General features: G+C 42.2%; 30 protein-coding genes. 4 read left to right on the forward strand and 26 right to left on the reverse strand.

Annotated features, from left to right (window positions below; translation table 11 throughout):
- Positions 1-42: 42 nt before the first annotated feature.
- From VN379_RS20275 to VN379_RS20285, 3 genes are all read right to left on the reverse strand, one after another.
- Positions 43-192: a hypothetical protein gene (locus VN379_RS20275; RefSeq protein WP_325537217.1), complete on the reverse strand. Its 150-nt coding sequence runs from the start codon at positions 190-192 to the stop codon at positions 43-45.
- A 403-nt stretch (positions 193-595) separates the two neighbouring features.
- Entirely contained in the window at positions 596-1402 is an 807-nt protein-coding gene (locus tag VN379_RS20280) for a nitroreductase family protein (protein WP_325537219.1), read from the reverse strand.
- Between the two features lie 762 nt (positions 1403-2164).
- Positions 2165-2518 carry a YmaF family protein gene (locus VN379_RS20285; protein ID WP_325537221.1) on the reverse strand — a complete coding sequence of 118 codons (354 nt, stop codon included), beginning with the start codon at positions 2516-2518 and terminating at the stop codon, positions 2165-2167.
- A gap of 183 nt (positions 2519-2701) precedes the next feature.
- On the opposite strand from VN379_RS20285, the gene VN379_RS20290 reads away from it, so the two are divergent.
- Entirely contained in the window at positions 2702-3100 is a 399-nt protein-coding gene (locus VN379_RS20290) for a hypothetical protein (RefSeq protein WP_325537223.1), read from the forward strand.
- 393 nt (positions 3101-3493) lie between these two features.
- On the opposite strand, the gene VN379_RS20295 is transcribed toward VN379_RS20290, so the two are convergent.
- Positions 3494-3670, reverse strand: coding sequence for a hypothetical protein (locus tag VN379_RS20295; protein ID WP_325537225.1), 177 nt, complete (start codon positions 3668-3670; stop codon positions 3494-3496).
- 347 nt (positions 3671-4017) lie between these two features.
- On the opposite strand from VN379_RS20295, the gene VN379_RS20300 reads away from it, so the two are divergent.
- Positions 4018-5481 (forward strand): recombinase family protein, encoded by a 1464-nt coding sequence (locus tag VN379_RS20300; protein ID WP_325537227.1) that lies wholly within the window; start codon positions 4018-4020, stop codon positions 5479-5481.
- A 6-nt stretch (positions 5482-5487) separates the two neighbouring features.
- On the opposite strand, the gene VN379_RS20305 is transcribed toward VN379_RS20300, so the two are convergent.
- From VN379_RS20305 to VN379_RS20320, 4 genes are all read right to left on the reverse strand, one after another.
- Positions 5488-6543 carry an FAD-dependent oxidoreductase gene (locus tag VN379_RS20305; protein ID WP_325537229.1) on the reverse strand — a complete coding sequence of 352 codons (1056 nt, stop codon included), beginning with the start codon at positions 6541-6543 and terminating at the stop codon, positions 5488-5490.
- A 108-nt stretch (positions 6544-6651) separates the two neighbouring features.
- Positions 6652-7191: a spore maturation protein gene (locus tag VN379_RS20310; RefSeq protein WP_325537231.1), complete on the reverse strand. Its 540-nt coding sequence runs from the start codon at positions 7189-7191 to the stop codon at positions 6652-6654.
- Positions 7192-7206: 15 nt separating this feature from the next.
- Positions 7207-7788: a nucleoside recognition domain-containing protein gene (locus VN379_RS20315; RefSeq protein WP_325537233.1), complete on the reverse strand. Its 582-nt coding sequence runs from the start codon at positions 7786-7788 to the stop codon at positions 7207-7209.
- Positions 7789-7862: 74 nt separating this feature from the next.
- Positions 7863-9011, reverse strand: coding sequence for a D-alanyl-D-alanine carboxypeptidase family protein (locus VN379_RS20320; RefSeq protein ID WP_325537235.1), 1149 nt, complete (start codon positions 9009-9011; stop codon positions 7863-7865).
- Positions 9012-9196: 185 nt separating this feature from the next.
- Between VN379_RS20320 and VN379_RS20325 the strand changes: the two genes are divergently transcribed.
- On the forward strand, positions 9197-9388 hold the full coding sequence (locus VN379_RS20325) for a rubrerythrin family protein (protein ID WP_325537237.1): 192 nt from the start codon (positions 9197-9199) through the stop codon (positions 9386-9388).
- A gap of 73 nt (positions 9389-9461) precedes the next feature.
- Here the strand turns inward: VN379_RS20325 and ytfJ are convergent, their stop codons facing one another.
- The 6 genes from ytfJ to VN379_RS20355 all read right to left on the reverse strand — a co-directional run bounded on the left by ytfJ (position 9462) and on the right by VN379_RS20355 (position 13565).
- Entirely contained in the window at positions 9462-9911 is a 450-nt protein-coding gene (gene ytfJ / locus VN379_RS20330) for a GerW family sporulation protein (protein WP_325537239.1), read from the reverse strand.
- A complete protein-coding gene (locus tag VN379_RS20335; protein ID WP_325537241.1) occupies positions 9904-10581 on the reverse strand; it encodes a DUF2953 domain-containing protein in 678 nt (225 codons plus the stop codon). Before VN379_RS20335 ends, ytfJ begins: the two co-directional genes overlap by 8 nt.
- Before the next feature lie 114 nt (positions 10582-10695).
- Positions 10696-11229: an SMC-Scp complex subunit ScpB gene (gene scpB / locus VN379_RS20340; RefSeq protein WP_325537243.1), complete on the reverse strand. Its 534-nt coding sequence runs from the start codon at positions 11227-11229 to the stop codon at positions 10696-10698.
- Positions 11230-11236: 7 nt separating this feature from the next.
- Positions 11237-11944 (reverse strand): segregation and condensation protein A, encoded by a 708-nt coding sequence (locus VN379_RS20345; protein ID WP_325537245.1) that lies wholly within the window; start codon positions 11942-11944, stop codon positions 11237-11239.
- A 7-nt stretch (positions 11945-11951) separates the two neighbouring features.
- Positions 11952-12929, reverse strand: coding sequence for a tryptophan--tRNA ligase (gene trpS, locus VN379_RS20350; protein ID WP_325537247.1), 978 nt, complete (start codon positions 12927-12929; stop codon positions 11952-11954).
- Between the two features lie 15 nt (positions 12930-12944).
- Positions 12945-13565 carry a site-2 protease family protein gene (locus VN379_RS20355; RefSeq protein WP_325537249.1) on the reverse strand — a complete coding sequence of 207 codons (621 nt, stop codon included), beginning with the start codon at positions 13563-13565 and terminating at the stop codon, positions 12945-12947.
- Positions 13566-13744: 179 nt separating this feature from the next.
- Here VN379_RS20355 and VN379_RS20360 point away from each other — a divergent pair, with 179 nt between their 5' ends.
- The gene (locus tag VN379_RS20360) at positions 13745-14488 is read left to right on the forward strand and encodes a DUF4363 family protein (RefSeq protein WP_325537251.1); all 744 of its coding nucleotides are present in this window, start codon (positions 13745-13747) and stop codon (positions 14486-14488) included.
- Positions 14489-14538: 50 nt separating this feature from the next.
- On the opposite strand, the gene VN379_RS20365 is transcribed toward VN379_RS20360, so the two are convergent.
- The 12 genes from VN379_RS20365 to spoIIAA all read right to left on the reverse strand — a co-directional run bounded on the left by VN379_RS20365 (position 14539) and on the right by spoIIAA (position 21850).
- On the reverse strand, positions 14539-16059 hold the full coding sequence (locus tag VN379_RS20365) for a spore germination protein (protein ID WP_325537253.1): 1521 nt from the start codon (positions 16057-16059) through the stop codon (positions 14539-14541).
- Positions 16049-16657 (reverse strand): stage V sporulation protein AE, encoded by a 609-nt coding sequence (locus tag VN379_RS20370; RefSeq protein ID WP_325537255.1) that lies wholly within the window; start codon positions 16655-16657, stop codon positions 16049-16051. The genes VN379_RS20365 and VN379_RS20370 overlap by 11 nt, the downstream gene beginning before the upstream one ends.
- A gap of 15 nt (positions 16658-16672) precedes the next feature.
- Positions 16673-17293, reverse strand: coding sequence for a hypothetical protein (locus VN379_RS20375; protein ID WP_325537256.1), 621 nt, complete (start codon positions 17291-17293; stop codon positions 16673-16675).
- 102 nt (positions 17294-17395) lie between these two features.
- Positions 17396-17782, reverse strand: coding sequence for a hypothetical protein (locus VN379_RS20380; protein WP_325537258.1), 387 nt, complete (start codon positions 17780-17782; stop codon positions 17396-17398).
- Positions 17783-17796: 14 nt separating this feature from the next.
- Entirely contained in the window at positions 17797-18135 is a 339-nt protein-coding gene (gene spoVAE / locus VN379_RS20385; RefSeq protein ID WP_325537260.1) for a stage V sporulation protein AE, read from the reverse strand.
- A 29-nt stretch (positions 18136-18164) separates the two neighbouring features.
- Complete coding sequence (gene spoVAD, locus VN379_RS20390) at positions 18165-19169, reverse strand: stage V sporulation protein AD (protein WP_325537262.1); 1005 nt, start codon at positions 19167-19169, stop codon at positions 18165-18167.
- Between the two features lie 16 nt (positions 19170-19185).
- On the reverse strand, positions 19186-19641 hold the full coding sequence (gene spoVAC / locus VN379_RS20395; RefSeq protein ID WP_325537263.1) for a stage V sporulation protein AC: 456 nt from the start codon (positions 19639-19641) through the stop codon (positions 19186-19188).
- A 159-nt stretch (positions 19642-19800) separates the two neighbouring features.
- Positions 19801-20001, reverse strand: a complete 201-nt coding sequence (locus tag VN379_RS20400; RefSeq protein WP_144350347.1) for a dodecin family protein — start codon at positions 19999-20001, stop codon at positions 19801-19803.
- 21 nt (positions 20002-20022) lie between these two features.
- Positions 20023-20226: a hypothetical protein gene (locus tag VN379_RS20405; RefSeq protein ID WP_325537267.1), complete on the reverse strand. Its 204-nt coding sequence runs from the start codon at positions 20224-20226 to the stop codon at positions 20023-20025.
- 66 nt (positions 20227-20292) lie between these two features.
- Positions 20293-21042: a SigF/SigG family RNA polymerase sporulation sigma factor gene (locus VN379_RS20410; RefSeq protein WP_325537269.1), complete on the reverse strand. Its 750-nt coding sequence runs from the start codon at positions 21040-21042 to the stop codon at positions 20293-20295.
- A gap of 9 nt (positions 21043-21051) precedes the next feature.
- Positions 21052-21501, reverse strand: a complete 450-nt coding sequence (gene spoIIAB, locus VN379_RS20415) for an anti-sigma F factor (protein WP_325537271.1) — start codon at positions 21499-21501, stop codon at positions 21052-21054.
- A 13-nt stretch (positions 21502-21514) separates the two neighbouring features.
- Entirely contained in the window at positions 21515-21850 is a 336-nt protein-coding gene (gene spoIIAA / locus VN379_RS20420) for an anti-sigma F factor antagonist (RefSeq protein ID WP_325537273.1), read from the reverse strand.
- Positions 21851-21874 lie beyond the last annotated feature (24 nt).

Here is a 21874-nt window from a genome sequence, read left to right on the forward strand (position 1 = left end):
CTTTCTATACTATTTTTTCATTTTGCAACTCTTGGAACCAATCTACTCCTTCTTTCTTTCTAACGTGCTCGCAATCCTTTGCAGCGCCTTATTTATTCCAGCAAGCTGCATAAGGAAGTAAATAACTACAATTGCATACAAAATCATAAATACCATTCCAAACGGGAAAAAGCCGCCACCGTAATCCATCATAACTCATCACTCCTTTACTCAGATAGGATAAACAAGAATTAAGGGTTTATACTATGAGTAAATAAAGGCCGTACCCCGAAGGATACGGTGGGCGAGATGCCTGCCGGTACAGCCGAAAGTCCTCCAGGGAGTCGCGGGAAGCACGAATAGCTTGAAAAGCCGCCAGGTCTCCTTGAGCGGCAAAATAAAAAAGCCCCAGCTGAAACCGGGGCTAAATCAAAACAGAAAAAACTGCCTATCCGTCCAATCACATATTTAACTTCCGCGCCGGCCACTTTGCCGGCGTTTTTCATATGCGTCTCAGCTAATATACTATAATATGCTGCAACTATCATACTAGCCAAATAACATAGCCAGGAGGCACCAAGCCACCCAGATTCTTTAATTCTGCTATGAGGAACTTTTACAACCAAGTGACATCCAGTGGGTTCCGGTCAACAAGACGTTTATAGCTATACTGAGGATAACCGACCATAACAGCGCCTGTCAGAACCTTACCCTCCGGAACATTGAACAATTTTAACAGAGGTTCATAGTTTGAGAAAGCGCACATTTCAAAGAGTCCTGCCCAGCAAGAACCTAAACCCAGCGCAGTTGCATATAGTTCAAGATAAGTAAGAGAAAAAACAGTGTTTTCTCTTGCACGTGGAAAATTACTTTGAGCGGTGCCCAGAATAAGGTGAGGAGCGCCCCGAAAGATTGGATCGTTACCTTTCTCCCTATAGGAACGAATATGATAATCAAAACTCCAGTGCGACAGTGTTTTATTCTGATCTTCCATCCACTCTATCGTTGCTTCTGTCGCCTTGTGAAGAATTCGGGTATCTTCAACAATCATATAAGATATACCTTGACTGTTACTACCAGTAGGAGCAAATCGTGCTATCTCAACTAACTCCAGTAATTGGTCTCGGGGTACAGGAATATTTTTGTAACACCGAATTGAACGACGAGACCTAAGAAATTCTTGAGCCGTTTTCTTATCCAAAACCGGAAACTTTTCTATGGTTTCCTGATTTACTTGTGGTGTTTGATGATTATCAATGGCAGCCGTAGGACACACAGCTACACAATGACCACAGGCAATACATGCATGGGGAAAAGTCTCCTCTATACCATTTACCCCTAGGTCCAAAACTCCCACTGGACACACTTTTGTACAAATACCACACTGAGTACATTGTTCCTGATTTATTTCAAACAACTTCAAACCACTCACTCCTTTTACCCCTTTGGCACCCTTATAAGGCTCCTTGCTGTAATGATAACACTCGCCAGTTAATTAGCAAGTACGCACTTTTGGGTATCATAGTATCTATTAATATACTGTATCCAGCCAGCAACTAAGGCAAACAGTTACAGCTTTATAAAGGGTGTGATTAGTAATTAAACAATGTCTTTATAGGAAACTTGTAGTCCATCTTACACATCAGCTCCCGATAATTCTCTCCCCCGCGGTCGCCGTTTGAAGGTGATGCACCACCTGTCAACCAGATAGGCTTCATTTTGGCAAAGGAGCTGTGATTCATCGCAAAAGCGGCAGTCGGTTTGGTTGCAGTGGGGCATGGTGGTCACCTCCTGGATTTGGGCCTAAGAAAAGCGCCCCGTAGGACGCTTTAATAATTAACAGCACCAATCATGCTTAAAATTATTGTGACACTTAGGGCACTTGTGAGGAAATTCATGCCAACACTTCGGACACTTCTTGTGATGCTGATGACAACAATCCCAGTCAATGCTATGTATGACTTACGTAAATCATGATAATTTAATACCCATCTTAACGCTTCGCGATCTTCTTTGTTTGTATCTATAGCGAAACCCACCCCCAAATAATATAAACGCGGAAATAGGGCAGACTAGCTGCCCTTTATTTATGGATTCTCTTCGCTCTGCTTCCTTACCAGTTTTATCTGTGATCAAATTTTCTTGTTTATCTGAGTTCATAGTCGTGACGTTCTCAATACAATTGTTAGTCCCCTATTGGGTCTTGAATTAGAGTAGCAAATACAAAATCATGAACATGGTCTTCAGCCTCAGTAGTTGTTCCATCTACAAAGTGTACATGTTTGCCATTACCTACAAAAATCGCAAGACCTGTTCGAATACAAATTTTATGAAAGTGGTCTTCATAAAAATCTGTTCTTGTAAATATTTCGTGTACATGGTTATTTCCCACGGGGATAACTTCATCTGAAACTCCAGCAAAACGATGGTTATGCGGGTCTTCTTCTAATTCTGCCAATTTGGTACTTCCTAAAAATTCGTGTACATGAGTTAGCTCTTCTTTTCCGCAATTGCAATAACTCCTATTGTCTTCCTCCATTTACTCACCTCCTTTAAGTTTTATATTCCATTCTATGTTACATAAAACTTAACTGTTACAACATAAACATCAAAAATCATTCAAAGAGTTTCTTAAAGATATAGGCCTTAATCTACTTAACATCTCACCATAATCGTGCATAAAATAAATAGGAGCCAGCTAAAATTTATTGGAGGTATGAAAATGAATCGCTGTAAACCAAGGAAAGACTATAACTGTATGCCAATGCATGAATGTATGCCTTCATGCAAGCCCATGCCAGCATCTGGGAAAAGATGCATTGGTACCTATTCCATGAAATACAGGGTTTACGAAGATTGCGACTGCGAGTACGACATACGTAGAATATGTGCTTACTGCGATTGCGAGTATGATGATCAACAAGATGAATGTCCAATGTGTGGTGCACCAGCTGATATGGGATCGAACGACGATCCGCCCGGTAATCCTGATGGGTTCGGCGGTGGCCGCAGATTCGGTGGTTTCGGCAGATTTGGCGGTCGCGGATTCGGTGGTTTTGGATTTTTCCCATTTTTCCCATTCTTCCTGTTCCGTCGTTTTAGACGTTTTCGTAGGTTTTAATTAAATTCACTGTTCTCGAAAGAAGTTAGTCACTATAGCTCATTAGCTCAGATTGTTACTGGGCTAATTTTTTTGATCCTCTGGCTTGAAATTAATCCGAGGGGCGGCTCATATACTGTTTGATTTCGTGGATTGGCCTCCCTGGCCTTATCTGCCATTCTCTCCAATAAACCAAGGCCTTTAATTTTCAGCACTTTGTCACCATGATCTTCCAACGACAATTATCTCCGGTCCTTACGTATCTAGTCGGTAGCATTGAGTAATCATATGACTCGCCCATGAGGGTCAATTCTAAATTCTCTATCCCGTTTCGTTGATGCTGTTGGTTAGAAGTTTGTACATCGCATAACGCCGCCGCCTTACGTTACATTTTTTTAGGATACGATATTAAAATCATCCGGCTTGTCTACCTAATTCCCAGCCGGAATCATCCGGCATTTTGGCTTCCTTTTCTGGTTGCTTATTTTGTTCTTCCAACTGTTCACGCGCAACTCGAATCAGAGGCCCAACTCCTTCTGGCGAATCCGGAATTCCGTAAATCAGAATTTCGTAAAATTTCCTCAATCCCATAATCACCCCTCCCCTAAATCATATGCAGACTCGGATTGTCTCCTTGCTAGTTAATAGACTAAAGGATGGTTTTATAGAACACTCTTATCTTATTAAAAACGTAAGCGCACCTCTCAGTCAGCAAATTGAGCAAGAAGTGAATATATTTCTCTACTCCAAATATAGTAAAATAAAACCCTTCCAATGCCCTATTACAAGAGGCATTTCCCTATTATCAATTCTATCAGGATATCTTATAAAATTACTTTATTCTTCAGTAATGTATATTGCTTTTGAGACATTTTTTTGTACCTACCCTCTTGTTATTTACTATGATAAATTTACACATAGTGTTTAGGAGGTAATGCATGTTAGTAGCTGCGTATCTACGCGTATCCAAGGATGAACAAGCAGAAAAAGATTTATCAATACCCTCTCAGAAGTCTAGAATCGTAGCATATTGCCAATCTCAAGACTGGGAAGTATATGATTTTTATGTCGATGATGGTTACAGCGCTAAGAACCTGGATAGACCAGCCATGAAGAGGATTATTGACGACTCAAAACAAAAGAAGTTTGATGCTGTAGTTGTCATTCGACTGGACCGTATCTCACGTAAACAAAAGGATGTACTATACCTCATCGAAGATGTTTTTGAGCCTTCCAGTGTAGGCTTTAAATCTGTTACTCAGCCATTTGATACAACGACAGCATTTGGCAAAGCTGCTATCGGTATGTTGGCTGTATTTGCTCAATTGGAACGTGACCAGTTAATTGAGCGTGTCACCGACGCCAAAGTAGAGGCCGCTAAGCAAGGTCGGTTTATGGGTGGGCCCGTACCTTATGGCTACAAACATATTTCTGGGAGTAAAAGTGTAGAGATTGACGAAAAAGAATCTGAGATAGTTCGCTTTATATTTAGACAATATTTAACTACAGGAGTAGGTTATCAGGCTATTGCTGATACGCTTACAACTAATCATATAAGCCCCCCAGGCGGCGCGAAATTTTGGCATAGGTCAACTGTTAACGGAATGCTCCATAACGCGTTCTATGCCGGTCTAATCGAACATAAGGGCAATTTCTACAAAGCGCTTCACCAACCAATCGTTACTGAAGCGCAATTTTACGAAGCTAAAGGGATTCAAGAACAACGGAGTTCATATAATCCTGACGCGGAAGCAGGCTTATTAAAAGGTATAATATATTGCGGCGAATGCGGCGCCCGAATGCGGCTAAAAAAAGTGTATCGGAATCCTCGTAATCCTAAAGGTAAAGTTGCCTACTACGTTTGTTACTCGCAGGATGGTAGTGAACAGAGCATGATTAAAGACCGGGCATGTAAGTGCGGCTACAAACGAACGGACATGATCGATGACTATGTAGTGCACTATATAATGAAATATAGTCAAAATACGAATTTGTTTAAAGAGGTGGCTGAGAAGTCCCTCAATAATGATTCAAATAAATTTATTGCAAAATCGCTTACACAGGCTCAAAAAGAGTTTGACCAAATAAAAAAGAAAATTGATCGTTGGTATGATGCTTTTGAAAATAGCGATATTAATTCAAATGACCTCTTTGAACGAGTAAAAGAGCTCCGAGAACGGCGTCTAGTTTTAGAAGGACAAATTTCAGAATACGAAGCTGCATTGACTGCGAATGACGAAAAGAAACTTACAATCGGTCATTTATGCGAGATTCTTAAAAACATTCGCTTTACATGGTCAGAATCATCACCGACTGAACAACGAGCTCTTGTTCATAGCATGGTCAATTCTGTGAAGGTATTTAAAGATGATTCTATTAAAATTGACTTTGCGGTTGATTAATGCATATCAAATCGTACATATACCCACAGCATTGTGACCTCCTAATAAACCGGTGATCACCGCCTCGGTATGTCCAACCATAATCCCCGCTTTTTCTCCTGCGCAGAATAGGTTATCTACTCCGTCTACTCTCAGTGAGCTATCACAAGGGGCCATTCCCAAATAACGCATGGAGTTACCTACACCCCCTGAGTAGGGATCTTCGTATCTGGCGCGTTCCAACCCGGGTATTGTCCTTAACATGTCCAGCGGGAAAAACGGTGTCATCAGCTTAGCATGGCCGGTATCAATAAGTACAATGTTTTCGGCATAGTCGGCAATTGCATACTGTGAGCAGGCCTTTTTACCAAGCATCCCTGACTTTTTAAGGTTTTCGGGCAATGGAATAACTACCATGCCTTCTTTTTCGAGCTGATCTTTAAGTTCAAGCCGCAGTGAATCTTTATTAATTTTGCAGGAGCCACTCATGGCCCCATAAGTGCCATCAGCCTTTTTACCCATGATTTCCTTAACGTCAGCCTTGGCTGTAATGCTTACCCGCGGGCCAAAGGTCGGGCAACGGAGAATACACATAGCACAGCCATTGCCATATTTTAAGCAGTTACCCATTGGTCCGGCAGTACCTGTCGTGTCAACAAAGGCATCACCTTGGATCATTTCATCGTTATCATCTACAAGGTATTGGATTTTTTTGCGATATTTAACTACACTAGATACCCTTGTTCTTGTTTTAATATCAATGCCATAGTTTTGTAGAATCTTTTTTACTAAAGGTTCCATTGTAGTTACATCATAAAAAGAAGCATGACTGTGTCCGGGAAAATGTATGCCCCGGTGTCTGCTATTGGCATCCATAGCTACAAATAAGTCCCCACCACCCATGGCAATAGCTTCTTCAGCTGCCGTAAACCGTCCGTTATTGCGAAATATACCGCCGACCAGGCCGGTTCCCAGCAATAAGTCGGTGCGTTCAAGCAAAACTACCTGTGCTCCGGCTTTAGCCGCTGCTAAGGCTGCTGCACAACCAGCCCATCCACCACCAACCACTACCACTTTAATCATGGACTACCCCTCCAATTCCCTGCTTTAAATCACATTACAGTGTATTCGTGCCACTGCCATATGCCACAAGTAGATTCACAAAAAAAACTGGTAACATTTTGTTACCAGTTAATGTGCAAACAGGAATTGACATATGTAGACAGAAGCCAGGAAACTGGCGATATCACCAGACAGGCCGACCAGTACGGCATAGCGTGGATTACTCAGGCCTACAGCACCAAAATATACGGTAAGCACATAAAAAGTAGTGTCCGTACTTGCTAACACTGTTGAAGCAATTCGTCCAACCAGCGAGTCCGGTCCATATGTGTTTAAAATTTCAGTAGCCAGCCCCAGTGAGCCGCTGCCAGACAAGGGACGCATGACTGCCAGAGGGACTAAGTCAGCAGGTACCCCAAAGACACTTAATGCCGGTTCCAGCCAGGCTACGCAGGCATCCATGGCACCTGAAGCGCGAAATATACTAATGGCTACCAGCATTGCTACAAGGCACGGCAGGATGCGGATCGCGGTATGAAAGCCTTCCCCTGCCCCCTCAACAAAGGCTTCATATACTTTAACCTTGCGTATATATCCAATAATAGGGATAACAAGCAGTATCGTAGGAATAGCCCAAACTGATAGCTGTTCACATAATTCTATTAGCACCTAAGGCCACCCCCATTACTGCTTCCATATCGCCCGGCATAGCCTATCGATGACAAGAACGAGAATAGTGGCAAGCAGGCTTACAACAAGTGTCGGCCCGACAATCTCTGTAGGATTGATTGAACCTGCTGCTGACCGTAATGCTATGATAGTCGCAGGTACAAGGGTAAAACCGGTTGTGCATAAAGCCAGCAAAGTACACATAGCCGGAGTCGCCGTATCTTTCTTGGGGTTGAGGGTTTGCAGTTCCTGCATAGCTTTAATCCCCAGGGGGGTTACCGCGTTGCCTAATCCCAGCATATTGGCGCTGATAGTCATAATAATTGCGCCCATTGCGGGGTGATTTCTGGGTACGCTGGGAAACAAAAGACCTATAAGTGGCTGCAAAATGTAGGAGATGACTTTGATGAGTCCGGATAACTCAGCAATTTTCATGATACCTAGCCACAAACACATTACACCAATTAAATTAATAGCTAATTCTACCGCACTTTTAGCAGCGCTAATTGCGCTTAATGTAACAACCTCAATCCGTCCGTTCAGGCCTGCATAAATGATCCCGCTTGCCATAAGCAGCAACCAAATTACGTTAATCATTGTCTATCACCCATTATGATGGTATGACGGATTTTATCAGGCTAGAACGCTTGAAAGGCCGCACTAATGTGCCCTTATGCAAAATTGCGGATTACGTGCGTCAGAAACCCCCACACAGATCCCCAAAGCAGTCCGAAAAAAGATTTTTTTTCTACCGACCGGTCCGCTATCAGGTCACTGCTGGCAACTTCTATGTTATTATACATGACTTTTACTGTCCCTAATTTTTGCCCTGAGGTAATAGGGGCATTTAATTTATTGGGGGCATCAATTACAGTAGAATACTTGTCATGTTCATTATCCGCCATAGGTACAGATATATCGTTTGTTGCAAGCAACTTAATATCACCTGTTTTACCTTCGTTTATTTTGACTGTCTTTAAAATGTCACCCTGACTAATTACAGGCACCTGCTTAAGTTGAGCAAACCCATAATCCAGCAACTTGATCGAATCATCCCACATATGATCGCTGTCTAACACTACGACAACTAATTGAGTGCCATTACGCTTAGCGGCTGAAACTAAACAACGTCCTGCCGCATCAGTATAACCTGTTTTTACCCCGTTAGCACCATCATACAGCCATAACATTTTGTTTTCATTGTACAAATCCCTGTCATGGTCTTTACCGGGCCAGGGAACAATTTTATGCTGAGTTGAAACAATCTGGGAAAACAGCGGATTCTTATAGCCATATGCCGTAATTTTTGCCAAGTCATAAGCTGTAGTGTAATGGTTCTCGTTTGGCAAGCCGCTTGTATTGACAAAATTACTGTTTACTGCACCAAGTGCATGTGCTTTGTCTGTCATCAACTTGGCGAAATTTTCCACAGACCCTGCGATATGCTCAGCTACTGCTACTGTAGCATCATTGCCAGAGATCAGCATTATGCCATAGAACATATCCAGCATTTTGAGCTGTTCTCCCTGTGTAAGCCATAGTGATGAGCCTTCTGTGCTTGCCGCGTTTTCACTGGCTGTAACCACATCGTCTAATTTGCCATACTCGAGCGCTGTAATCAGAGTCATAATCTTGGTAGTACTGGCCGGATAGCGCCGCTCTGCCGCTTCTTTGCCATACAGCACTTTTCCGGTGGAAACTTCCATTACAATTGCTGATTTTGCCGTCACTTCCGGAGGGTATTCTGACGCGAGGCCAACTGTTGGTAAAAGCACCAGACACATCAATAATAATCTCCCAAGATTAGCTAGTTGTCCCATTAATCCAATCCTTTCGTTTAGGATAAACCAAAGATATTATATAATTAAATTCCCCGGAGGTCAAAAATATATATTTTCCAAATTAACCCTTCTCGAATATATTATCTGTCTGTGAAATAATATCCTGGCATTATTTCGTTCTTAGCCGGAGATAATACTAACAAAATCGAGGAGGTGTACTCAATATGGAAACACTTGATATCAAAACAGCTTTACGTACAACCCTTACGCAGAAACAAGAACTTGTGCGTGATTACCAGTCTTTTGCCGATCGTGTTAATGACAAAGAGGTAGCAAAAATGTTTAAACATTTTGCCGAAGCCGAAGCTTTGCACTCAACACAGATTAAAAACAAACTTGACAACCTGGTTCAATAATTACATCAGTAGATTTATATGCAAAAACCCACACTATCATGTGTGGGTTTTTAATAATCTAATCTCAGGTTTATTAAAAGTGATCTGAAGATTGGTGGGTAGGCTGAGTTTCAGCAGTTTGGGCAAGCTGTTCGAGATCATCGTCATTGTTGCCGCCAAGCATACTTTCGATTTTATTCATAACTTGTGGCACCATATCAATAAGACGGTCATAAAGAAGGTTACTCTCTACTGACATAAACCGAACACCATTCGTTGGGGAACATACCAAGAATCCAACTGGTTTCACACTAATTCCGGCGCCGCTGGCGCCACCAAAAGGGTGGCTTTGAGCAGTTGCCGTTTCTTCTGCTTCATAGTCACCACCGCCAGCCGCAAAGCCGAATGCCACCCGTGAAATAGGAACAATTACTGTACCATCCGGTGTCTCAACAGCATCGCCGACAATGGTATTTACATCAACCATGCCTTTGATACTCTCCATAGCAGTCTTCATTAAACCCTGTATTGGATGCTCAGCCACTGCGAGTCGCCTCCTTGTACAATGAATTAGTTAAAGTAGCAATAGTCGCAGTAATAACTTTGCCAAGTCTTATTCTTAATATACACTTGAATTCGAGTGCAAAGTGGCTCTGGCCGTATACCGGTGTAACGTTAATATTAGGTTTAGCCTCAAGCTTTAGGCGAGTGTTAAGCGATGTCAGCAGCAGTCCCCTGGCTGCTCCCACTACACCCATTGCAAGTCCAGTGCAGGCGGCATCGTCAAAACCATATGCCGCTTTTAGATCGAGTTTTTCACAATGTGTTGATGAAACCAGACTGTTAATGTAATAGCGATAAAGGCGGATGTATCGGTTGACCCCTCTCATCAATTTACGGAATTTTTGTGGATTTTTTACAAAAATTTCAACCATCCTTTTTACAAAGCGCTGTTCGCGAGCGACATAAGTCTCGGTACCGCCTTGCGGAGTTTTAATTTTCGAGGTAATCCAGGGCAAATCGTTATATTGTACAATCTCAATGACCGGAATCTTAATGGCATAAACCAGCAGCGGTCTTAAGGCATATAGGGTAATAGCTATATGATCGTCATCGTTATGCCTGCAGACATAAAGTTCAATATAAATATTTATTCGCGAAAGCATCAACAGCAAAATGACAGCTGCTGCTAAAACAATTGTCCAGTTGTTCATACCTTCTCACCTCTTTATGAGTCTATTAGTTAATTTATACACTTTTCCGCTCTATATGCGCCCTGTAATTTCATATCCTTGGTGAATAGAATAAAGACAGTCAAATGACTGTCTTTATTCCTCAGGATGTTTATTAGGAAGCAGGTTAGCAATAGCAGGCAAATCGTCGAGGTTTTTTAAGCCAAAACACTGTAAGAATTCGTTTGTTGTCCCATACAGAATAGGCCGGCCTATTGCTTCTTTACGCCCGGTCTCCTTAATCAACATTCGATCTAAAAGTGTGGTTACGACCCTATCCGATTTTACACCACGAATACCCTCAATTTCTTGTTTGGTTACCGGCTGCTTAAAAGCCACAATAGCCAGCGTCTCTAAGGCGGCTGTCGATAGTTTATTTTCTTGTATATCAGACAATTTGTTGACAATATCAGAAAAAACAGGTTTAGTACATAATTGGTAACCACCGGCTACTTCGACAATGGTCAGGCCCCGCCCTTCAACCGACATTGAGCTTATCATATCAGCAATCAGCGTATGAACCTGATCTGTTTGTATTTGTAATATGCCGGCAATTTTATCTGCCGGCAACGGCTGTCCGCTAGCAAATAACAAGGCTTCTGTAGGCCCTTGCAAATGGTGATCAGACATATGCCTTTCACTCCTTTAAAGTAAGGTGGATAGGTGCAAATGGCTGTTCCTGATAGATGTTAATCCGCTTTAATCTGATAAGCTCCAATAAAGCTAAAAATGCAGCAATAGCTTCGGTGCGGGATCCGTTTCTGATAAGCGTCTTGCCAAACTCTAACTGCCCATTATTACTTCTCAGCAGGGTGATAATATCATGCATTTTATCTCTGACACTAATCTCCTCAGGAGCAATTACAGCAAAATCCGGCACAGCACTTTCCCAAAGAGCAGCAAATGCTTTTAACAAATCGTCCAATGAGAGCCCTTCAGGCAGTGAAAACTGTTGGGCGAATTCCTGCGGCAACCGGGTAAAATACTTGTCCCGTTCACTGCTAAATTGACCGAGCACTTCAGAAATTTGTTTAAATCTGCGATACTCTATCAGTCGTTCGACAAGTTCCTGGCGGGGATCAATCTCGTCAGCAACCGCTTCACTTATAACTGGCCGTGGCAAAAGCATACGCGATTTTATCTGCAGCAGCGTAGCTGCCATAAGCAAGAACTCGCTAGCTACTTCTATATTAAATTCTTCCATTGCTGCAAGGTATTTCAGGTATTGTCCGGTGACCTCTGCTATCGGGATATTATAAATGTCAATTTGATGCTTTTCGATTAGGTGCATTAATAAGGCTAACGGCCCCTCAAAGGTTTCTAGTTTAATCGTATAGCCAGACATAGGTTCATCAGGCCAGGTTCATAACGGTCCGAACCTCATCCATGGTTGCTGCCGCTATTTTACGCGCCCGCTCGGCGCCATATGCCAAGATCTCTTTGATTTTATCCGGGTTACCTGCCATCACCTTGCGGCGCCCGTGAACATCGGCCAGTGTTGTAACCATCTTCTCTGCCAGACGTTTTTTGCACTCTACACAACCTATGCTGGCATTGCGGCAGTGTCCGGCAATTTCGGCATAATCCGGGCTAAAGATTTTATGGAAGGTATACACTGTGCAAATGTCAGGGTTACCTTTATCAGTTTTCTTAACACGTTGTGGGTCGGTAATCATTAGTCTTACCCTGGCCTGCAATTCATCCGGCTCAGCGGCGTAGGGGATCTCGTTACCATAAGATTTACTCATTTTACGGCCATCAATACCTGGCAGTAGCGGGCTTAAGATCGGTTGTGGTTCAGTGAACACCGGCTTGTACAAATTAGCAAAACGGCGGACAATCTCCCGCGCTAATTCCAGATGAGGCAGTTGATCCTCTGCTACCGGTACGGCATCAGCTTTATATAATACAATATCGGCAGTTTGCAATTCAGGATAACCCAGGAAGCCGTAGGTATTGATCTCTTTTCCCATATCACCTAATTGCTGCAGTTTATCTTTGTAGGTAGGCACGCGTTCCAGCCAGGATAACGGTGTCATCATAGATAATAATAGATGTAGTTCAGCATGTTCCTTAACATGGGATTGAACAAAAATAATATTCTTCTCAGGGTCAAGACCAGCACTCAGCCAGTCAAGAGCCATACATTCAATACGCTCTGGAATCATACGGGTATCCTCATAGGAAGACGTAAGTGCATGCCAGTCAACAATGGAATAAACACAGTCATATTCATTCTGGAGCTTTATCCAGTTGTTTAGTACTTGAAAGTTCCCCATATGAAATTTTCCGGATGGTTGCATACCACTAAAAATACGTTTTTTAGTCAATTAGATTTCCTCCTGTTATAAAACTGTCATTACTATTGAATTAATAATATAGGCTAAACCTCTTTCCAGGGGGTAGGTAATCATACCGATCACGCCAACATAAACGAGCGCCATCAGAATAAATGGGCCATATTGTTCCAACTGGTCAAATACATGACCTTGCCGGCCAGGTAATAGGCTTGCCAATACTTTTGATCCATCTAGTGGTGGTATTGGTACTAAATTAAAAATGGCCAGGATGATGTTATAGCTGTAAGTCATCCATAATACCTTAACCCAGTCTCCGCTTAATAGCTGCATCTTAGCTAAAATACCAATTGCAAAAGCAGTAATTAACGCCAAAATCATATTGGAAACTGGTCCGGCCAGTGATACCATTACCATCCCCTGGCGATAGTTTTTGAAATAACTGGGGTTGATAGGCACTGGTTTGGCCCAACCAAACTTAAACAACCACAACATCAATAAACCAATGGGATCAAGGTGTGCGACCGGATTCAGCGTCAGCCGTCCCATGAACCGTGGTGTTGGATCACCTAAAGCAACTGCAGTCCGGGCATGAGCATATTCATGCACAGTCAAAGCAATTAACAGTGCCGGTATTCTAAATATCATATCGGCGTCAAAACCAAACAAATGGAGTCCCCCTTATCAATTCAGTCAGCGTACTACTAAATTATACTAAAAAAGCTCTAAAAAGCAAAATGAAATACTTTGATTTATTTCCATACTAAAAATACCGCAATATGCTCAGAATAAATATATTAGGGCACACTAATGTAAATCGTCCAATTATGAAAGGAGGAATATATTTAGTGCGATTGACCACATCAATAAAAACAGTGGTTGCGGTGGTTATTCTGGCGTTTAATTTAAGTGGCTGTGGTTTATTGTCAGGCCCGGCACCGAAACCGGATGTCGGGCCGGCCGGTAAACCTGTGGAAGCAAAACCTAATCCCCCTTTTATCGAAAGGTTTTATGCCTCGCCAACTGAACTCTATGATTTAGAGTCAACAGCCGGGGTTGTCTTTGAAGGTATCAATAAAGAGGACTGGACTCAAGCGCAAGCCGGTCTTAGTAATTTGCAGACCTTGTGGCAGCAAGCTAAAGGGGCCGTCGGAGATAAAAAAGGCGTTAAGGAGGCCGATGAGGCGATCAGCAAACTAACCGCCGCTATTGATGGTCAGAAAGTAACCGACTCCTATGAAAACCTAATTAAATTCATGGGTAGTGTTAGCGACATCGGCAAATCTTATAAGTTATCGCCAATCGCCGATATTATTGCTGTTAGTAACTCCATTCGCAATGTCAGTTTTTACGTAGCAGACAAAGACTGGAAAAAAGCTGCTGCTAAAGTGAAAGAACTTCAAAGTACCTGGGAACAGGTAAAGCCCAGTATGGAGCAGATCGGGATTTTAGGAGAAATCACCAAAGTTCACTCGACCGTAACCCAGATAAAGGATGCCGTTGACGCTGAGAATAAAGGATCATTTATGGAACAGCAAGCTAATATAAATGAAAGTATGGGGCGTGTCAGAGAGTTTTTCCGGGGTAAATAGAATTAGCCGCCTGGGGAGCATATCATATCACTTCACCCAGGCGGCTAATTCTATTTTTCTTTCTTTTTGCCTTTATTATTTGTTTGGCTATTTTCCTTAACCCCGGCACTATCCAACCTATCATTATCCTGAGGCTTTAAAACAGCAGGCCGTAAAATCTTATTAGGAATAGGCAATCGGAGCAATACGTCTTTCATAGCGCTGAAATTAAAAGGTAATGCAGGCCAGAGATAGGGTACTCCGAAAGAGCGTGAGCTTAATAATAATAAGAAAACAGCTGCTAAGCCTCCGATAAAACCGGGTAATTTGAATAGCATAACTAACACAATCAGAACCGCACGAAACAATCGCATAGCCATTGCAAACTCCATGCTTGGGGTTGCGAAAGCACCTACTGCTGCAACAGCGGTATAGAAGATGATTTCATTGCCAAATAGGCCTACTTTTGTGGCGAAATCACCTAACATAAATGCCCCGATAAAACCAAGTGATGTTGACTGGGCTGTAGGGACATGAACAGTAGCCATGCGTACCAGTTCTATTCCAAATTCAGCTAAAATAAACTGGAGCCCAAGGGGAATAATACCCGGATCGCGCGGGCCTAAAAAAGCAAGGGATTCAGGTAATAGTTGCCGGTTAAGCACCATTGCAAGCCATAAGGGTGGCAGAATGAGCGAAAGCATCACGCCTGCCAATCTCACAATCCGCAAATAAGAACCTACCACAACGTTTTGATGATACTCCTCAACATGCTGCACATGATGCCAAAATGTTGTCGGCAAAATCATAATATTAGGTGAAGTATCAACAATTATACAAACATGTCCTTCTAAAAGATGAACTGCGGCAACGTCCGGACGCTCAGTGTATCTGACCATAGGCAACGGATTCCATTTACTGCCGCCGACAATATATTCCTCGATGGCTTTTTCAGCCATCGGTATACCATCAATATTAATATTATTTATACGTTTTTTGACTGTCTCAACAAGATCGGGGTTAGTAATGTCTTTAATATAACAAACCGCAATGTCACATTGCGAGCGTGTCCCAACTTTAACTATTTCAAACCGTAGATTAGGGTCACGCAGACGACGCCTAATCAGAGCAGTATTGAATACAATTGTCTCTACAAAAGAATCCCGGGAGCCTCGCGTGACTTTTTCAATGTTTGATTCAGCCGGAGCCCGGACCGGATAGGAACGGGCATCCAGAACCAGGACCTGACTTTCACCATCTACAAAAAACAGTAACTCGCCTGATAATAAGCTAGTTATAGCATCATTCATATTTTCAACTAATTTGGCTTGGGAATGGGTGGCACGGGAATAAAAAAGCTTTTGCATTGTGTTTATTGTCAAATCTTCCTGATTGTAAACTGTTAGCTCTTCAAAAACATTTGACAATACAACATCATTTGTCATGCCATTAATAGAAAATGACGCAGCGCGTTTTCGCCCTACCCTAAACTCGCGAAAAACAACATCAAATGTTTCTCCTACCCCCAAATAGTCTTTAATATAATTTATATTATCGTCAATGTCTTTTTCTATTTTTCGTTCATCCGTCATAACTAATGCCACTCCGTTTCAGTATCTCTTCAATAGCTTTACGGGTAATAGGGGCACCACGGCTTAAATCGTCATGCTTATCCATCTTGCCAATATCACCTACGCCAATGATGATTGGAATTTCAACATCATTAAGAACGTCAACAGTGTCTCCGGTAATGACCGGCTTACAGCCACATTCTTTTAGCTTTTTCACCTCACCTTTTTTATCAACAGAAACGTCAATCACATGTCCCTGACAATCAACACAGGCATCAGCCTGAACTCCGTCAATGCCAGTTGTATTAGAGGCTACAGCCACGGCTCCCAATACTTCGATATCAGGATGATTTGCAACATATTCGAGTGCCCGTTCACCTTCAGCTTTCTCTTTATGTCCTTTATCATCAAACATCACCAGTACAGGATCAAATGGTACGGTTTTTAACAGCTCTACGATGGTTTTGCCACTGATCGGTGTTGGATTGCCTGCGGAGGCTGAAATACAGCGTAACCCGAGTGAGGCACCAATATTCTCCACAGCATGTTGTGCAACCCGATCGCCGTCGGTAACAAGAATTACGCGAATTTTTTTATTGACTTCTTTAACTTTGGTCAAATTAATTACACCTCATTACTTTTGGCTATTTTCTTCTCCTAATAGATTGCTAATCTTGTTGGCGATTTTCTCACTTTCGCTAATTACCTGTTTCAGTTTTTTCAGGCTGGTTTCAAGCTCATTAGAAAGCTCATACTGTGCCTGAGCAAGGACCTGGGCTGCCGTTTGTACTGCAACTGAACTATTCTTATTAGAGTTATTACCCTGTTCGTTACTTTGACTTTGAGCCTGATTTTGGGTTTGGCTCTGCTGTGGCGAGCTTTGAACTTGACTGTCGCCGGATGAATTATTTTGTTGGCTGCCATTTTGCAGGAGTATGCTAAATAAATTTCTCAGCTCTTGGGAAACAGCAGCTTCTGATTGTGAACCTGTTGCTTGCGGCTGCCCCTGTTGGGGTTGCTGAGATTGCTGTCCCTGCCCTTGTTGTAGCCGCTGACTTTGGTTTGACTGTTGAAACTGGTTGCCTGATTTGTTACTGGCATTTAACGACGTTTGCAAGTTCTCCAATTGATGATTAATCTTGCTTAATAGGCCCATAACCTCGTGCGAATTGTTTTGCTGAGACCCTTGCGACATTTTGGCTTGAGCTTGCAAGAACCCTTTGGCCATATCAGCGATCAGTGTTTCGTCATCCACTTGCGTTCGCTCCTGATTTTGTGATTGTGATTGGCTTGGCTTTATATAACTTGAGATTTTACTGGAAATTCGCTTCGGCACATTTATCACCTCATGCTTTACTTAAAAAAACTGACAGATACTCAAAATTAAAGAAATGACTGCAAACCTAAGGTTTGTAACAGCGAACGGATGTTTTACTACAGCTGCCGGATTGACTAAATGAGCGGTGCTGACAAATTCAATTCCACCTGCAGCTTTACTAATAATGAAATTTGTTAAAGGGCCGCTGAAGGCAAAAAGAAGGCTTTTTAATTCACTTAGATTTGTAACTGAAGCAGAACTAAACGCTCCGGCTGTAACAATCTTTTCGATATTTCCTGCTAAAAAAATTGCCATAAGCACCTGCCCTGCTGTATTTGCCAATGCTGCTGCCAAGGCAAAATGCGGATACCGGATACCAATTACAATTATGGATATAATCAAACCTACTATATCTACTGCCATCATTTCATTTGTCCTGCCTATCCTTTTGGATTGAAAACAATAGCCATCATTAAACCAAAAAATACTGCTGCAGTAATTCCGGTGGCTGTAGCTTTTACTGCGCCGCTGAAAATTCCCCAGAATCCTATTTTATTTATTTCCTCGATTGTGCCAGAAACCAGTGCATGCCCAAAGCCCGTTAAGGGAACACTTGCCCCGGCACCACCAATATCAACTAACGGCTGATACAGCCCGAGACCACTTAAAATACCGCCTAAAACGACAAACAACACCAAAACATGGGCTGGTGTGAGTGGTGTAAGATCCATAAGTAATTGGCCAATAACACAAATCAGGCCACCGATGACAAAAGCCATTATATATGCCTGCAAATGGGTTACCTCCTTTATAGTTCCACTGCCACTGCGTGCGCAATACAGGGAATAGATTCTTTTTGTTGATAAGATGTTGTACTATGTAAACTACCTGTACCTACAAGCAGTACTTTGCGTAATTTTTGCCGTTTTAGCATTCGATAGATGTATCCGGAAAATACCACAGCCGAACTGGCGCAACCGCTAGCGCCAGCATGCGCGTCCTGCTCTTTCCGGAAAATCATGCAGCCACAGTCTTCGTATACTGATGTTAAATCAACCCCTTTTTCCTTAAACAATTCGATAACCAACGCTTTACCGACACTCCCCAGGTCCCCGGTATAAATCATGTCATAATAGGTGGGCTGCCGGCCAGTATCATTAAAATGACACCATAATGTATCAGCCGCTGCCGGGGCCATAGCTGGTCCCATAGCATTTGGATCTTTAATACCCATATCTACTATTTTCCCCACCGTTGCAGCTGTAATCCGCGGACCATCACCATTACCCGAGATTACAAGCGCACCAGATCCTGTTACTGTCCATTGCGATACCAGCGGTCGTTGGACACCGAGTTCTGTAGGAAATCGATATTGCCGCTCCGCAGTATCATGGTGACTAGAAACAGCGACAGCAATTTTATTGGCAAAACCGCCATCAATGAGCATAGAGCCTACTAGCATACTTTGGGCTAATGTTGAGCAAGCGCCATACATCCCCAGAAAGGGGCGCCCAATGTTTCTTATGGCAAAATGTGTACTCATTAGTTGATTAAGTAAATCTCCCGCAAGTACATAATCCACATCATCACTACTACTGTTATCTTTAGATATTGCCGTTTTTAAAGCCCATTCCATCATACTAGATTCGCATTTTTCCCAACTGGAATTATTATCAAGATTATCTTTCAGTATTCGATCATAAAACTCAGTTAAGATGCCGTCACCCTCCATCGGTCCGACAACATTAGCAGCACTTGTTATAATTGGTGGAGATGTAAAAACTATACTTTGTTTACCTCTCTTTTTGTTCATTTGTATCCTCGTTCCTCTATAATTTTAGCCAATAAATAAAACCGATAAGAACTGCTGTTGAAATACCATATACCAACACTGGCCCTGCAATAACAAACATTTTGGCTCCTATACCAAAAACATAGCCTTCTCTTTTAAACTCCATGGCAGGAGCAACAATGGAATTAGCAAAGCCGGTTATCGGTACAATTGAACCGGCACCCGCCCTACGTCCTAATTCATCATAAATACCTAAGCCGGTGAATAGGGCACTTAAAAATATTAATAAGATGCTGGTAGGACCGGCAGCATCCTTTTTACTTAAGCCAATGCTGGCAAAATAATTTAAAAAGAATTGTCCTAGCACACAAATCAATCCACCAACAAAAAATGCCCATAGTACATTTTTTATTATTGGTGGTTTTGGTTTTAGTTGCTCGAACTGCTCCTGGAATTTTTGCTGCTCTGCCTGACTCACTTTACTGTCAAACATTGTACACCTCCATTATTGTCCTGATGGATATTAGCGATCAGGTTATCTGATAAGCGAACATGAGCATTCAGTCTGCTTATATTTTGACCATAGCGATACTGATTAATTCATATAATGACAAAGAGTGCCAGCGGCACTCTCTGTAAACACCTTATTTAATTAGTGCTGAACCTGAAAGGCTACTTTTACATCAGCCTTATACTCAGCTATGTGGCCATTATCTACGTTAGCAGTAAAGTTTGTTACTTCAACGCCCAGAATAGCGTCAACAGTTTTGGCAGCCTCTAAAACGGCATTGTCTACAGCGTCAGTCCAATTGTGGCGGGAAGTCCCCACAAGTTCAATCACTTTTACTACCATTATTACTACCCCCTGTTACGATTATGTTTTGTTTGCGTTTATAGTTTGCGCATTATTTAAATTGTTATGCCAAAGAAAAACCTGCTTGGCTTTAATTGGAGCCTTCTTGGGTAGATCAGCTTCAAAGTATAACCAGGCTGCAGTGCTGCCTGCCATCAACAAAAACACTAAGAATAGGTAAATAATTCCTTTAATCTTTAACTTGTTGATTACACTGTTACTCATCTTTATCACCTCTGGATTTATTATGCCCCAAATCAGAGTTATTTTTGCAATAAAAAACAGACCTCACTACGAGGTCTGTAGTAATTCTCTGATAATTTTTAATGCCTGCTTTTCAATCCGTGATACCTGTACCTGCGATAACCCAATTATTGCAGCAATCTCAGCCTGAGTCTTATCGTTAAAAAAGCGTAGATATATTACGGTACGCTCTTTCACCGGTAGCCGAGCAAGTACTTCTTTTAGTGCCAGCTTATCAAAGTAGGCGGTATCTTGACCGTCTGAGTGTATTAACTGGTCAAGCAGATGAATTGTGTCGCCGCCATCACTGCCCTGAAACGCCTGTTCATATATTGATACCTGAGGTTGAACGGCTTCAAGCGCAGAAACGATTTCCTGCGGCGCTAACGACAATTCTTTAGCAATCTCGCCAATTGTTGGTTCTCTTCCTAAATCACCTTGCAGCTTTTCCTGAGTCTTATGGACACGATATGCTAGTTCTTTTAACGGGCGGCTAACCTTAATAGGATTGTCATCCCGGATAAAACGGCGAATTTCGCCGATAATCATAGGTACTGCATAAGTGGAGAACTTAACGCTAAAAGAGAGGTCAAAGCGTTCAATCGCTTTTAGAAGTCCGATACAGCCTATCTGAAATAAATCATCCCACTCATAACCACGGTTGGTAAAGCGGTGGACTATGCTACGCACTAAATTCAAATTATTTTCAAGAATGCGCTCGGTAGCAAACTCTTTTATAGTAGGTTCTGACGACTGAGCTTTGAGTAATAGCTCCTTAAACTCTTCCTCTTTGAGCATGTGTTTCACCTAATGTTCGGTGACTGGCGCAAGCGATCTGGCCATTCTCACCGTTGTACCCTGCTTTAGTTCAGATTTGACCTCAAGCTCATCCATAAATGACTCCATAAAGACAAAGCCCAACCCCATGCGTTCAGGATCGCTGGAGAATGAAGGCTGACGAGCTTCCTCAATATTGGCGATTCCACGCCCGTAATCAATTATAGTAAATTCAATCTTGTCTGAATATAAGATCATAGTTAATTCAATATAATTATTCTCCGGATTATCTTCACCACCATATCCATGGATTACTGCATTAGATACAGCCTCTGAAACCGCGACTTTAATTTCATCAATATCAGAAAGCGTTAACTCATTTTGTGCAGCAAATGCAGCTGCAGCGGCTCTGGCAAAGCCAACGTTTTCATTGATGCTTAAGATTGAGAGTTTTATTTGGTTTTTGATTCTTGTTTCCACTGGCATAGCCCCCTTATAGCAGCTCTAAGGCTTGTTCTTCTGATTTATATATTGTTAAGATTTTCATTAAACCAGCTAATTCGAATATTCGCTGCACATTCGGTTCCAGATGGACAGCAAGCATTTTACCACCAAGCTGGGCAATTCGCTTATAGCGCCCAAGAATAACCCCTAAACCTGAACTATCAATAAAATCAACTGCCTGCATATTGAGTAAAATATGCTTGGCTCCAGTTACTTCCAACTCTTTGTCAACTACTGCACGAAATTCATCGGCCCCGCAAACATCCAATTCACCTTCAAGCCTGATAACTAGGACTCCTTGCTTCATTACTGTAACGACTTTCAACAATATAACCTCCTATTTTTACTC

The organism is Sporomusa sp. (genome assembly GCF_035561255.1).
Taxonomy (GTDB): domain Bacteria; phylum Bacillota; class Negativicutes; order Sporomusales; family Sporomusaceae; genus Sporomusa.